This window comes from Gudongella sp. QWL-04, from assembly GCF_058683975.1.
The window spans coordinates 601,019-615,536 of sequence record NZ_CM178754.1; the positions used below are offsets into that span (position 1 = coordinate 601,019).

The 14,518-nt window shown below is 41.4% G+C and carries 9 protein-coding genes, 1 tRNA gene and 1 rRNA gene; 10 read left to right on the forward strand and 1 reads right to left on the reverse strand.

From position 1 onward, the window contains the following. The first annotated feature begins 39 nt into the window (after positions 1–39). The 4 genes from AC4PHB_RS02965 (at position 40) to argS (ending at position 7,394) form a co-directional block, all read left to right on the forward strand. Positions 40–582: a cell division protein ZapA gene (locus AC4PHB_RS02965; protein ID WP_492137181.1), complete on the forward strand. Its 543-nt coding sequence runs from the start codon at positions 40–42 to the stop codon at positions 580–582. Positions 583–597: 15 nt separating this feature from the next. After that, positions 598–3,009 (forward strand): U32 family peptidase, encoded by a 2,412-nt coding sequence (locus AC4PHB_RS02970; protein ID WP_492137182.1) that lies wholly within the window; start codon positions 598–600, stop codon positions 3,007–3,009. A 5-nt stretch (positions 3,010–3,014) separates the two neighbouring features. Further along, positions 3,015–5,390 carry an endonuclease MutS2 gene (locus AC4PHB_RS02975; RefSeq protein WP_492137183.1) on the forward strand — a complete coding sequence of 792 codons (2,376 nt, stop codon included), beginning with the start codon at positions 3,015–3,017 and terminating at the stop codon, positions 5,388–5,390. A 303-nt stretch (positions 5,391–5,693) separates the two neighbouring features. Then, complete coding sequence (gene argS / locus AC4PHB_RS02980; RefSeq protein WP_492137184.1) at positions 5,694–7,394, forward strand: arginine--tRNA ligase; 1,701 nt, start codon at positions 5,694–5,696, stop codon at positions 7,392–7,394. A 12-nt stretch (positions 7,395–7,406) separates the two neighbouring features. Here argS and AC4PHB_RS02985 read toward each other — a convergent pair whose 3' ends face one another. Beyond that, positions 7,407–7,622 (reverse strand): hypothetical protein, encoded by a 216-nt coding sequence (locus tag AC4PHB_RS02985; protein ID WP_492137185.1) that lies wholly within the window; start codon positions 7,620–7,622, stop codon positions 7,407–7,409. 144 nt (positions 7,623–7,766) lie between these two features. On the opposite strand from AC4PHB_RS02985, the gene AC4PHB_RS02990 reads away from it, so the two are divergent. The 6 genes from AC4PHB_RS02990 (at position 7,767) to AC4PHB_RS03015 (ending at position 14,489) form a co-directional block, all read left to right on the forward strand. After that, complete coding sequence (locus AC4PHB_RS02990) at positions 7,767–9,518, forward strand: B12-binding domain-containing radical SAM protein (protein WP_492137186.1); 1,752 nt, start codon at positions 7,767–7,769, stop codon at positions 9,516–9,518. Further along, positions 9,515–10,255, forward strand: a complete 741-nt coding sequence (locus AC4PHB_RS02995; RefSeq protein ID WP_492137187.1) for a hypothetical protein — start codon at positions 9,515–9,517, stop codon at positions 10,253–10,255. The genes AC4PHB_RS02990 and AC4PHB_RS02995 overlap by 4 nt, the downstream gene beginning before the upstream one ends. A gap of 9 nt (positions 10,256–10,264) precedes the next feature. Then, positions 10,265–11,410: a tetratricopeptide repeat protein gene (locus AC4PHB_RS03000; RefSeq protein ID WP_492137188.1), complete on the forward strand. Its 1,146-nt coding sequence runs from the start codon at positions 10,265–10,267 to the stop codon at positions 11,408–11,410. Then, the gene (locus tag AC4PHB_RS03005) at positions 11,407–12,324 is read left to right on the forward strand and encodes a bifunctional enoyl-CoA hydratase/phosphate acetyltransferase (RefSeq protein WP_492137189.1); all 918 of its coding nucleotides are present in this window, start codon (positions 11,407–11,409) and stop codon (positions 12,322–12,324) included. Before AC4PHB_RS03000 ends, AC4PHB_RS03005 begins: the two co-directional genes overlap by 4 nt. Before the next feature lie 286 nt (positions 12,325–12,610). Further along, positions 12,611–14,146, forward strand: a 16S ribosomal RNA gene (locus AC4PHB_RS03010). Positions 14,147–14,413: 267 nt separating this feature from the next. After that, positions 14,414–14,489, forward strand: a tRNA-Ala gene (locus AC4PHB_RS03015). Positions 14,490–14,518 lie beyond the last annotated feature (29 nt).

Sequence of the window (14,518 nt, forward strand, 5' to 3'; positions counted from 1 at the left end):
TAAAACTGGCTTGGCAGGTCAAAAATATAGGAGGACGTTATGACAGAAAAGAGAAAGATAAATGTTTTGATCGATGGTCGTAACTTCACAGTAGTGGGCTCAGATGATGAAAGATACATAAGGGAACTTGCCGCTTTCGTAGACAGCAGCATCAAGAAGCTTGCCAACAAGAATGAAAAGCTTAGTCCAACGATGGCATCCACGTTGGCTGCCGTAAATATTGCTGATGAATACTTCAAGCTCCAGTCGATACACAAAGACCTTGAGAAGCGTGCAAAGGAACCTCTTGAAAGGTATGATATCCTTAAGAAGGAACTGGAGGAGGCTAATGGCAGGGTCAGAGAAATGGAAAACAGAAGTCTTAGCTTTCAGGATGAAATGATAAAGACTAAGCTTTCTAAGGAAGAACTGTTCGGTGAAATCAATAAGTTGAAGGAAAAGCTGGACCAAAGCGAAGCTAGGATAGCTGATCTGGAGAAAATAGATAAAGAACACAAGGATAATCATTTTAAGTCACAATTGGAGATCGTGGAGCTGAAAAAGCAGCTGTCTCAAGCGCTGCAGCTTCTGGATGAAATGTAGAACGGAGGAAACTTATTGAATAAAGAAGTTGAGCTTCTAGCTCCGGTCGGGAGCTGGGAAGCGTTAGTGGCCGCAGTGCAAAATGGTGCCGATGCGGTATATTTAGGTGGGAAGCTGTTCAATGCCAGGCATTATGCCTCCAATTTCAGCGATGAAGAGCTGAAGGAGGCTGTTTCTTATGCTCATTTAAGAGGAGTACAGGTATTTGTGACAGTAAACATCCTTATTGATGATTCAGAGATGGAGGATGCACTGGACTATGCTAAATACTTATATGACATAGGTGTCGATGCTATAATAGTACAGGATATAGGGTTTGCATCTTTGGTTAGAAAAACCCTCCCAAACCTTGAGCTACACGGAAGCACTCAAATGACTATAAACAACCTTGAGGGTGCAAAGCTGCTTCAAGAAATGGGATTTACCAGAGCAGTACTTGCTAGAGAAGTTCCAGCAACGGAAATCAGGAGTATCTCAGAAAACTCCAGCCTTGAGTTGGAGGTGTTCGTGCATGGTGCACTTTGCTATTCATATTCTGGCCAATGCCTTATGAGCAGCTTGATCGGCGGAAGAAGTGGAAACCGTGGAACCTGTGCCCAGCCATGTAGGATGCAATATTCGATAGTGGATGAGAGAGAAAACCAGCTCAACAATTGGGATAAGGGTCACTTTTTAAGCACAAGGGACTTAAATACCATAGATCAGATTGGTGAACTCATCAATCTAGGGATAAAATCTTTTAAAATTGAAGGAAGGATGAAAAGAGCAGAATATGTTGCTGCTTTAACAGCTGTCTATAGAAGGGCTATTGATGAAGGCAGCCAGGCAATAACAGTGAAGGATAAGGAAAACATAAAGCAAATATTCAATCGTGGATTCACAAAGGGTCTGACCTTTGATGATTTTGGCAAAGACTTCGTAACCCTGGATAGACCAGACAACAGGGGGATCCTTGTTGGAACTGTCTTAGAATCTGGGAACAGAGGCACGATAATACTATTAAAGAGTAAGATATCTAAGGGTGATGGTCTGGAGTGGTTGTCCAGAGATGGGTCAACAAATGGCATGAAATCTCCAAAAGATATAGGAGTAAATGAAAAATTACTTCTTCAGAGAGTTTTTGATGCAAGGGTAGGATCAGATGTTAACAGAACCTCCAGTGTTGAACTATTGGAGTATATGAAGGATACCTATAGTGTTGATAATAAGAAAACACCGATTACCATGGAAGCTAAGATATATTTAGGAGAACCGCCGGTATTAAAGCTTACTTCAAAGGATCATCAAGTAGAGGTCAAGGGCGATGCCTTAGTACAGCCTGCAGCAAAGGCACCATTGACGGAGACTAAGGTTGAGGAACAGCTTGCAAAATTGGGAGATACTCCCTTTTATACTGAAAGCATATGTATAAAGCTGGAGGAAGGGTCATTCCTGCCAGTTAAGGATTTGAATGAGCTTCGAAGGAGAGCAGTTCTTCAAATGCAGGAGGGAATTCTCCATTCTAAGAGAAGCTCGGAGTTAAGTGAAGAAGCATACTCATCAGCGAAAAAGCAAGAAATGAAACTGCCTAAAAAAAACAACGCATCAATTGGTCTTAGTATCAGAGTGAGCACACAACTACAGCTTGACCAAATGGACCTAGATAAGGCAGACAGGGTTTATTTGGGATTTTATGAAAACATCGAAAATAATCTAAGACTTCTGAAAGCTCATGGAATTGAGACTTATTTCTGGACTGACAGGATTCTTTATCAAAAGGATCTTGATAGATTAAGCAAGATTCTTAAGGATAACTTCGACCTGGTTGATGGAATTTCAGTTTCGAATTTAGGCAGTATAATGTATTTCAAAAGCTTTGGCAAAAAACTCCATGGTGATTTCGGTCTTAATGCCTTCAACTCATATACTTCGCACCATTTGGAAGGATATGGCCTACACAGTCAGACGATGTCTGTTGAGCTAAATCTCGGACAGATCGGGACGATACTGAGAAAAGCAGGTGGGGTTAAAGAAGCGATCGTATATGGGTACCTTCCTTCAATGGTAGCAAGAAACTGTCCTATGGCAGTAGTTAAAGGCTGCAGAGATGACAGTGAATGTAAAAACTGCCGTTTCGCTCATGGTTTTAAGCTAAGAGACAGGTTGGGCAAGGAGTTTGCAATGGAAAGAGGGGAAGGATTTACTACAATCTATAATTCAGTTCCACTGATGGTTCCGGAGAGTCTGAACTCTATTAAAGAAAAAGGGGTAACCTTATTCAGACTGGATTTTACCATTGAGGACGATATTAGAGAGATCCAAAGCCTTTACTACGACCACCTATATGGGAATATAAGTCGAAGTGAAGTGGATGATTTTATGAAAGTATATAAGCTCAGAAATGAAATAACAAATGGCCACTATTTCAGAGGAGTTCTTGAGAGGTGATTTGATTGAACCTGAAAAGCTTGAAAGTACTTGAGTTCTATAAAATAAGAGAAAGACTTTCCGAGAGAACGGAATCCTCACTCGGAAGAGATATGGCATCAGCACTTGTCCCACAAATCTCGATTTCTGAGATAGAGCATCTTCAGAAGGAAACTGGAGAAGCACTTAGCTTGCTTATGAAGAGAGGAGCTCCTCCTCTTTATGGGATTTATGCCATCTCCTCTGATGTAAAAAGAGCTGAGCTGGGAGGTATGCTAAGTCCTTCAGCATTGCTTAAAATAGGTGAAACTTTAAGGGTTTCAAGGGCATTGAAGACCTATATGCGTGATTCAAGGGAAGACAAAACAGATGGCTATGGCATTATGGGAGATCTTGTTGATACCCTCAGCGTGTACAAGCATATTGAAGAATCTATAAGCAATGCTATTATAGGAGAAAATGAGATTTCTGACAATGCCAGTTCAACTCTCAGAAATATAAGGAGACAAATAAGAAGCAAGAATGATGGGATACGTGAAAAGCTAAACAGTATGATCAGCTCATCAACTTATAAGAAATACCTGCAGGATAGCATAATTACTATGAGAGACGGCAGGTATGTAATACCGGTCAAGCAGGAGAATCGGAGCAGTGTTCCAGGCTTGGTGCATGACGTATCCTCGAGTGGAGCTACGGCATTCGTAGAGCCAATGGCGGTGGTTGAGCTTAATAATGAACTCAGAGAATTGGAAGTAAAGGAAAGAGAAGAAATAGAGAGGATCCTTCTTGAACTGTCAGCATTTGTGGCTGAGGAAGCTGAAGGGATCAGGGGAAATGAGCTGATCCTATCCAGGATCGACTTTGCGTTTGCTAAGGGGAAGCTGGCTTTGGATATGAAGGCAACTCAGCCAATCCTAAACGATAAGGGCCTGATCAGTATCAAAAAAGCCAGACATCCTTTACTTACAGGGAAAGTTGTTCCTATAGATGTTTATCTTGGAGGGGAATTCAATACCCTTATTATCACCGGACCGAATACAGGAGGCAAGACAGTAACCTTAAAAACAGTTGGATTGCTGACGTTAATGGGTCAATCGGGTCTTCACATACCTGCAGACTTTAATTCACAACTAGCCGTATTTGATCAGGTGTTTGCAGACATAGGCGATGAACAAAGTATTGAGCAAAGCTTATCAACTTTTTCCTCACATATGACTAATATAGTTCAAATATTCTCAGAGCTTGCAACTAATAGCCTAGTATTATTTGATGAACTGGGTGCTGGAACCGACCCAGTCGAGGGTGCAGCACTGGCAATGGCTATACTCGATCAACTAAAAAACAGACAGATAAGGACACTCGCTACTACACATTACAGCCAGCTAAAACTTTATGCTTTAACAAGTGATGATGTCAGAAACGCTTCAGTTGAATTTGATGTTGAGACTTTAAGTCCGACTTATAAGCTTCTCATTGGGGTACCCGGGAAATCAAATGCTTTTGAAATATCAAAGAGGTTGGGGCTCCCTGAGCATATAATAAGTCAGGCAAGAGAACTTGTTTCACAAGAGAACATTGAGTTTGAGGATGTTCTACAGGCTATGGACAGAGACAGAAGGATGGCTGAGGAAAACAAGCTTGAAGCCGAGAAAATCAAAAAAGAGATAGAAGCTCTGCGGTCAGAGATGGAGAGAGAGCGAAAGAAACTTGAAGAAAATAGAGAGAAGATTATTCAAAAAGCAAGGGAAGAAGCTCTTCATATAGTAAGATCTGCAAAGGAAAGCAGTGATCTTCTTGCAGGAGAGTTAAGAGAGCTTGCTGCTGAGTTGGATAAGGAAAAGGCTAGAAGACTCCAGGAAGCACAGGATATGATTCGTGAGGAGCTTAAAAGTCGTGAAAGTGCCGCTGGTAATGGCATAAAAGAGGTAGTATCCAATAAACCTCCAAAAAATCTTATGGCTGGAGAATCTGTCGAGGTACTTACACTAAATCAAAAGGGTATAGTTCTAACTCCTCCGGACGATAAGGAGAATGTCGAGGTCCAGATAGGTATCATGAAGGTAACTGTTAAGCTTTCGACATTGAGAAGGTGCAAGGAGGAGCAGTCCACTATGATTCAAAAGGGAGGGAAGACTCCTCTTGGTGCTAAGTCAAAGACCATAAAGACCGAGCTGGATCTTAGAGGAAAGAATATTGAGGAAGGGATCCTTGAAGTGGATAAGTATTTGGATGATGCTTACGTATCAGGGCTTAAGGAGGTATTTATAATCCATGGGAAGGGTACGGGAGCATTAAGAGAGGGAATCAAACAGTATATGAAGACCCATAGACATGTTAGGACAATGAGAGCTGGTAAGTATGGTGAGGGTGGAGATGGTGTCACTGTTGTAGAGCTTAAGTGATGAAGTTCTGACATTTCTTGGATCATCATCAAATAATGTTGAAAATAATGTGATTATAGGGTATATTTAACTAATAAATATTGAGTCTGAGACGGGAAGAGTACTCCGATGGATATCAAAGCGAGCCGGGACTGGTGTAAGCCGGCGATTGAAGTCAAAAGGAAAAGGATCCCTGAGATTGCGTGAGTACGTTGATCGCGTTAAGATCTCAAGCGGGCATAATGCCAATAAGAGTGGTACCACGGGATAGCTCTCGTCTCTTGCAGGAGATGAGGGCTAATTTTATTTTTAGGAGGAGATTGGATGTTAATATTCAAGGACAAAGCAGTGGACCTGCTTTCTATGATCCTTACAGATCTGGGAAGGGAAGAACTGGAGAGCTTGATGGAGATCCCGCCGTCATATGATATGGGAGATTATGCATTCCCCACCTTCAGGCTGGCTAAAGTGTTGAGAAAAGCTCCGAACGCTATAGCCCAAGATTTGGCAGACAAACTGAAGGAAGATGATAATTTTGAAAAAATTGAAGCAGCTGGTCCTTACGTCAACTTTTTCATAAGCAGGGAAAAACTTGCACAAACGACTATTTCTGAGGTTCTAGAGAAAAAAGAAAAGTATGGTTCCTCAAAAATTGGAGAAGGGAAAAGGGTTATAGTTGAGTTCTCATCACCTAATATCGCAAAACCCTTCCACATTGGGCACATACGCACGACTGTAATCGGCAATTCCCTTGCAAAGATTTACAATTTCCTTGGATTCGATACGATTAAGATCAATCACCTTGGGGATTACGGTACTCAATTTGGCATGCTCATATCAGCATTTAAAAAATGGGGAGACAGAGAGGTTATAGAAGCTAATCCAATTAAGGAGCTGCTGACTCTTTATGTAAGGTTCAATACAGAAGCTGAAAGTGATCCACAGCTTAAGGACGAGGCAAGATACTGGTTTAAGGAGCTTGAGAATGGAAACCAGGAAGCTTATGAGCTTTGGCAATGGATAAGAGACATTAGTCTTAAGGAGTTTAACCGTGTATATGATATGCTGAAAATAAGCTTTGACTCCTTTGCAGGTGAAAGCTTCTATTCTGATAAAATGCCTGAAGTTTTAGAAGAGATGAAGTCAAAGGGTATAGTAAAAGAATCAGAGGGAGCCCTGATAGTTGATCTGGAGCCATATGGCATGCCTCCTGCTTTGATAATGAAGAAGGATGGATCGACTCTTTATACGACAAGAGATATCGCAGCGGCTATCTACAGAAAGAATCATTATGATTTTTACAAAAATCTATATGTTGTCGCTTCCCAACAGAATCTACATTTCAAAGCATGGATGAAGATAGTGGAGTTGATGGGACACGAATGGGCAAAGGATTGTATCCACATTCCATTTGGGATGGTCAGCTTGGAAGAAGGAACTTTGTCTACAAGAAAGGGCAGAGTTGTATTTCTTGAGGATGTTTTAAATACAGCCATTGAAAACACAAGAAAGATAATCGAGGAGAGAAATCCAGGTCTGGCTGATAAGGATGAGGTTGCAAGGCAAATCGGCATTGGAGCGATCCTATTCCAGGAATTGTTTAACCAAAGGATAAAGGATTATGTATTCAACTGGGACAGGACACTGAGCTTCGAAGGAGAAACTGGACCATATGTGCAATATACCCACGCAAGGGCAAATTCACTCTTGGAAAAGGGAGGATTTGACGAGAACGGTGCAATCGATTATGGTTTATTGACCAGTGAAGACGAGACCAATATCATCAGACTTATTTACGACTTTCCACACACAGTAATCGATTCTATGGAGAAGAATGAGCCATTTTTTATCACCAGACATATCGTCGACCTGGCGAAGGCATTCAATAAATTCTACAACAGTACCTCGATCATAGTTGAGGATGAAACACTCAAGAATACAAGGCTTGCCTTGACTTTTGCCACAAAAACCGTCATAAGGACCGGATTAGGACTACTTGGAATAGATGCACCAAATAAAATGTAAAAAGAGACTCTGTCAAATCGACAGAGTCTCTTCCTTTAAGTATTCTAGAAATTTATCCTGTGGCATCTCAGCAAGAGATGCCAGTTCTTGGAGAATATTGCTCCTAAGCTGGAGGAACTGATCAATATTAGTTGATTTACCTGTATACTCAAGGGCTTCAATGATCAAAAGCATGTCATCCTTAGACATTTCCTGTATTGATATTCTGTCGAAATCAAAGTGTTTCATTCTTTGTCCCCTTTCAAATGTTCTTTATTCATTCTATAATGTTTAAGCTAAAGATTCAATACCTTGAGGGTAAAATCGATTGGCACGCAGGTGCTTTTGTTATAGAATATGATTACAGTCAAATTACTGTAAGGAAGGTATTATATGAAGACTTTATTGGTTGCTGTAAATTCAAAATATATACACTCAAACCTTGCCATTAGATATCTTAAGGCATATGCTGGTGGATTTTGTGACATTAAGATCGAAGAGTTCACAATAAATCAGAGGATCGACTCAATAGCCGCCGAAATATTTCGGATCAAAGCGGATCTAGTGGGTTTTTCCACCTACATTTGGAATATTGAAGAGGTTTTAAATATTTCAAGAATCATCAAAATAGTATCTCCAGGAACCAGGATTCTCCTTGGTGGCCCTGAGGTATCATATGATCCGGCTAAGATACTAAAGGACAATAGATTTATAGATATGGTGATTTATGGAGAAGGTGAAGAAACCTTCAGAGAATTGGTCACTGGAAAGAATGTAGTTGAAATCGATGGTTTGGCTTACAGAAAAGGGGATGAAGTATTTATAAATCCTCAAAGACAACTTATAAAGCATCTCGACGACATACCATTTCCATACTCGAATGATGACAATTTAGAAAATAAGATAGTATATTATGAGGCATCACGGGGTTGTCCATTCAATTGTGCGTTCTGCCTATCCTCAACAATTCATGGATTAAGGAGGTTCTCAATAGATAGAGTGAAAACAGATTTGGACTTCTTGATAGGCTCTGGTGCCAGACAGATTAAATTTGTCGATAGGACATTTAATGCAGACAAGAGTTTTGCACAGCAAATAATGGAGCATGTAGCTCTAAATTCAAAGCAAATGACAAGCTTTCATGCGGAAATTACAGCCCACCTTGTAGACCAGGAGCAGCTGGAGTTTTTCAAAGGACTTAGGAAAGGGTTGTTCCAATTTGAAATCGGCGTTCAGTCGACTCACCAGGATACAATAGACTCAATAGGTAGAACTACGGATTTTATGAAATTGCGAAAGGTTTCAGAGGCTATAGCTTCTTACGGAAATATACACCAGCACCTGGATCTCATTGCTGGACTTCCATTTGAGGATTATCATAGATTTGGTAAATCTTTTGATGACCTCTTTGATATAAATCCTGAAAAGATACAATTAGGATTCCTTAAGCTTCTTAAAGGTTCGAGACTTCGAAATGAGGCAGAACTCCATGGTTATGAATTCCTTGACAAGGCTCCATATGAGGTTTTAAAGACCAAATGGCTGAGCTACGATGATTTAATAAGACTAAAAGACATTGAGGAATTGGTTGAAAGATACTATAATGAAAGGCTTTTTAAGTACAGCATAACTCATATATCCAGCAAATATTTCAAATCCGCATTTAAGTTTTTCGAAGTCTTTTCTGGATATTGGAGGAGGACAAGGTTGTATGATCAAGCTCAAAGCAGGGAGTCTTTATACAATATCCTGTTTGATTTCTGCAAAAGCACAAAGCTTGAGGATTTGACTCTTATAAGTGATCTCATTAAACTGGACTACTATATAAACAATGATTCAAATAAGCCTCCAAGAGCTTTTGGTAAAACCAATTTCCTTAAAGGGTCCACGCTTCATGATATTCTGAGAAAGACTGAGTTAGTTAAAACTTATATCCCAGAGGAGCTTGAGACATCAACAAAAGATCTTATCAAAAGGATCAGAGTTGAGTATTTCAGATCAGACATTTTCAAGATAATTAATACAAAGCCGCCATACTCATATTATGAAAAAGAAACTGCTGTCATGATATACAGTCCTCAGGTAAAGAGTGAAGATAAAAAGATATTTGATGTAACAAAATTCATCAGGGAGGTATTGGATTGAATATTGTACAAGATATGGCTTACGTCAATGGAGAGGTATTAAAAAAAACGACAGAAAATATCAAGAAGAACCCCCAGGTTTTGCTTGTAGGGTTTGCATATGTAATATTTGGGTTTGGGGCATCATTCTTGATGGGCTATCTACTTTCAGGACCAGTAGGCATATTCGGTGGTATCATAATGGCGATACTGCAGAGTGCGCTTATATCAAGCTACCTTTTCCTATTAGGGAATATAATAGTTTATAATCGTTTTAGGTGGAAGGATGCCAGATATGGGTTGACTCATTACCTGTGGAAGGTATATGGGATATTTTTCATATTTTATATATCAAGTATGGTGCTTGATCTCCTTGCAAGTATCATAGGGCCGATGATTTACACAATATACTGGGTATTGCCTTTTATAGTATTAGTAATTCTTAATCCACTACCTGAAGCGATATACATTAAAGACCGAGATCCACTGGACACGATTATGTCTACGTTTGGATTCATGAAAGAGAACTGGCTAAATTGGCTGACTCCAAATATTATTTTTATGATTTTGATATATATTTTCACAAATGAAATTTTTGGATCTGGATTTTTAGGAAGAGGATCAGGAGGGATCAGTTGGTTCATCATGCTTATCGCTTCAGGAGCTATTATTTCCGTCGGAATGTTATATAGAGGGCATCTTTTTGTATTGCTTAATGGGTCAACTAGAAGAAAAAGGCAGTTCATGCGAAAATTTTAGGAGGTAGCAATGAAGGAAGCAGACAAGTATTTTTCAAGTAAATCAAAGGATGTAGGTTTTGTAAGCTTCAAAGGGAAAAGTGGTGAAAGACTTACACTTATTGGCTTAGATCCTGATCTTCCTCTTCCTGTAATTACTGAGAAGCTCATCAAGGACTTAAGCAATTCGGGTGAGGATAAGGAGATATCTCTTGATCAGATAATCGAGGGGATAGCATATACTTTGGGAGCTGACGATAATTTCCCCCACAAGAATGATTATATTAAGATCCTGAAAAACTATAGTACTGATGTTGATAAGCTTTTGTTAAGAAAAGCACTCGAAGAGCTTGAAAATGGGGATTTGGATTCAAGCGGGATGTATCTTCGTACACTTGATCAATTGAGACCTTCACAAGATGGTGATTTCTATTACGCAATTGTGCTTGAACTCCTTGCGGAGAGAATGCTTCACTCAGGAGACCAATCTAAGGGGGTCAAGCTTCTACATGAATCAACCTTGCTCCTTGAGGAAATCCTTGAAAAAGACTCGGAGTATTACCCTGCATATTACAAGCTTGGGTATCACTACAGATACCACAACCAATTCGCAAAGGCAAAATTGACCTGGGATAAGGTGCTAATTCTTGATCTTGATGACCTTAGAAAGGAAGAGATAAGACTTCAGCTAGAGTCCATAGAACCTGAGTATAGAACCGAGATGGCACTTTCCTATATGGATAATATGAAGTTTGATCTGGCACTTGATCATCTTCTAAAGCTTCTACCTGCAGAAGCCAAGAATTGGTATGTGAATTATTTGATCGGCCTGGCTTACAGAGGCTATGGAGATTTTGATAATGCATTAGAGTTCTTAAACATCTCACTAGAGTTAAAGGATGACGTGGCAGATACCTATAATGAGCTGGGTATATCCTATTTCAACGAAGGAGATATCAATGCCGCCATAGATATTTTTACTACTGGGCTAGTAAAATGCGAAGAGGACTATAGGTTATATTTCAATAGAGGGCTTGGAAGGCTCAATCTGGGAGACCTTGATAACGGCCTGCTTGACATTAGGACTGCTCATAGACTTAACCCCAATGATGAAGGTGTAAAAGCACAGCTAAATTCATTGGAAAACTACATTAAGGAAAAGGGAGGATCAATATGATCAATTCACTGGATGAATTAATGGAATTAAAGGGAAACAGGATGAAGCTTGCTGTAGTTGCTTGCCAGGATGAAGATGTACTTGGAGCTGTTATAGAAAGTGCGGAGATGGGGATAAGTGATCCAATTCTTATAGGATCAAAGGAGGAGACCCTTGACCTTGCAAAAAAGCTAGGACTAGATATATCAGCCTTCAGGTTCATAGAGACATCCAGCCTTGAAGAGGCTGCTGAAATGGGGGTAAGGCTTGTATCCTCGGGAGAAGCAGACTATATAATGAAGGGCTTGGTAGACACTTCAATATTACTAAAGGCAGTGTTAAATAAGGAATGGGGGCTAAGAACAAACAGCCTGATAAGCCATGTAATGGTTTATGAGGTCAACACTTATCCTAAACTGCTATATTTAACTGATGGGGGAATGAACCTATACCCTGATGTTGAGGATAAAGCTAAGATTATTGACAATGCAACGGCCGTAGCGAGAGCTATGGGTAATAAAGAGATAAGGGTTGCTGTATTAGCTGCTAAGGAAAAGGTCAATCCGAAGATGCAGGCAACAGTTGATGCCGCAGAATTGGAAAGACTGGGGAAGGAAGGCAGATTTGGAGATGATGTGGTAGTTGAGGGACCGATGGCCTTGGACTTGGCGTTGTCAAAAGAAGCAGTCCAGATCAAGAAATTTCCCGGGAAAGTGGCTGGTGAGGCGGATGTGTTGCTTGTTCCAAACATTGAAATGGGCAATGGTATAGGCAAGACTATAACATATTTGGCAGGTGGAAAATCAGCCGGCATAATCATGGGAGCAAAAGTTCCTGTAGTTTTAGTATCTAGATCAGATGACAAGGAAACTAAACTTTACTCAATTGCATTGGGTAATATGATTGCTAAGTACTCAAAGGGAATGGCTAAATAGAGTCATCTTCCATAACAATTACAGGCCATTTTGACATTAATTATTTATAAAAACCCGTTGACTTTGAGGGTAAAAGGTGGTAATATTTATAAAGTCAGCACTACATTTGAGGATGCATAAAAAAACCTTAAAAAACCTGTTGACACCGCTTAAGTATAGATGCTATACTAAGCAAGTCGCCTCGAGCAGGGGTGAGTGAACCTAGATAACTAAACAGTGTGAGAACTTTGAATGAAACCAAAGATTTCAATTTTTTAAGAACAAATAATATGAGCTAGTCAAACTATTAAATGAGAGTTTGATCCTGGCTCAGGACGAACGCTGGCGGCGTGCCTAACACATGCAAGTCGAGCGAAGTGATCCGGAGTGAAGTTTTCGGACTAAGCGAAGGATCATCTTAGCGGCGGACGGGTGAGTAACGCGTGAGAAACCTGCCTTTCACAAAGGGATAGCCTCGGGAAACTGGGATTAATACCTTATGATACTTATCACTCGCATGAGAGATAAGTCAAAGCGATTAAGCGGTGAAAGATGGTCTCGCGTCCTATTAGCTAGTTGGTGAGGTAACGGCTCACCAAGGCCTCGATAGGTAGCCGGCCTGAGAGGGTGAACGGCCACACTGGAACTGAGACACGGTCCAGACTCCTACGGGAGGCAGCAGTGGGGAATATTGCACAATGGAGGAAACTCTGATGCAGCGACGCCGCGTGAATGATGAAGGCCTTCGGGTTGTAAAGTTCTGTCCTTGGGGAAGATAATGACGGTACCCAAGGAGGAAGCCCCGGCTAACTACGTGCCAGCAGCCGCGGTAATACGTAGGGGGCGAGCGTTGTCCGGAATTATTGGGCGTAAAGGGTTCGCAGGCGGTCTGATAAGTCAGATGTGAAAGGCGTAGGCTCAACCTACGTAAGCATTTGAAACTGTCAGACTTGAGTTAAGGAGAGGAAAGTGGAATTCCTAGTGTAGCGGTGAAATGCGTAGATATTAGGAGGAATACCAGTGGCGAAGGCGACTTTCTGGACTTATACTGACGCTGAGGAACGAAAGCGTGGGGAGCAAACAGGATTAGATACCCTGGTAGTCCACGCCGTAAACGATGAGTGCTAGGTGTTGGGGGTCAAACCTCGGTGCCGCAGCTAACGCATTAAGCACTCCGCCTGGGGAGTACGTACGCAAGTATGAAACTCAAAGGAATTGACGGGGACCCGCACAAGCAGCGGAGCATGTGGTTTAATTCGAAGCAACGCGAAGAACCTTACCAGGGCTTGACATGCCACTGACCGGTCTAGAGATAGACCTTTATCCTTCGGGGTACAGCGGACACAGGTGGTGCATGGTTGTCGTCAGCTCGTGTCGTGAGATGTTGGGTTAAGTCCCGCAACGAGCGCAACCCTTGTCTTTAGTTGCCATCATTAAGTTGGGCACTCTAAAGAGACTGCCGATGACAAATCGGAGGAAGGTGGGGATGACGTCAAATCATCATGCCCTTTATGTCCTGGGCTACACACGTGCTACAATGGTCGGTACAACGAGAAGCAAGCCAGCGATGGCAAGCAAATCTCTAAAAGCCGATCCCAGTTCGGATTGCAGGCTGCAACTCGCCTGCATGAAGTCGGAGTTGCTAGTAATCGCGGATCAGAATGCCGCGGTGAATGCGTTCCCGGGTCTTGTACACACCGCCCGTCACACCATGGGAGTTGTCAATACCCGAAGCCAGTGAGCTAACCAGCAATGGAGGCAGCTGTCGAAGGTAGGGGCAATGACTGGGGTGAAGTCGTAACAAGGTAGCCGTATCGGAAGGTGCGGCTGGATCACCTCCTTTCTAAGGAAGATACATTCATAAGTATCTCACACTGTTTGTTATAACCTAACCCAGCGATCGTAAGGGAGCTGTAGGTAGGTTAAACGCAACGAGAACCAATTTCTCACGAGAGTATCAAGTGGAAGAAATTGTGATTCGAGACTGCGGAGAATAAAATATCAGTGAATAAGTAAGAGTGAACAGTGAATAGCTAAAAGGCAAGCAAAAGCCAAAGAGGCATTCATAACAACTATTCACTATTAACTATTCACTATTAACTGAATTTGTGGGGGTGTAGCTCAGCTGGGAGAGCACCTGCCTTGCAAGCAGGGGGTCAGGAGTTCGATCCTCCTCATCTCCACCACGACCCAACTTAAGGTTGGATCAATTGAA

Excerpts from the sequence above, each read along its gene's own strand:
- AC4PHB_RS02965 (WP_492137181.1), top strand. The coding sequence starts at position 40 with ATGACAGAAAAGAGAAAGATAAATGTTTTGATCGATGGTCGTAACTTC.
- argS (WP_492137184.1), top strand. The coding sequence starts at position 5,694 with ATGTTAATATTCAAGGACAAAGCAGTGGACCTGCTTTCTATGATCCTT.
- AC4PHB_RS02985 (WP_492137185.1), bottom strand. The coding sequence starts at position 7,622 with ATGAAACACTTTGATTTCGACAGAATATCAATACAGGAAATGTCTAAG.
- AC4PHB_RS02990 (WP_492137186.1), top strand. The coding sequence starts at position 7,767 with ATGAAGACTTTATTGGTTGCTGTAAATTCAAAATATATACACTCAAAC.
- AC4PHB_RS03000 (WP_492137188.1), top strand. The coding sequence starts at position 10,265 with ATGAAGGAAGCAGACAAGTATTTTTCAAGTAAATCAAAGGATGTAGGT.
- AC4PHB_RS03005 (WP_492137189.1), top strand. The coding sequence starts at position 11,407 with ATGATCAATTCACTGGATGAATTAATGGAATTAAAGGGAAACAGGATG.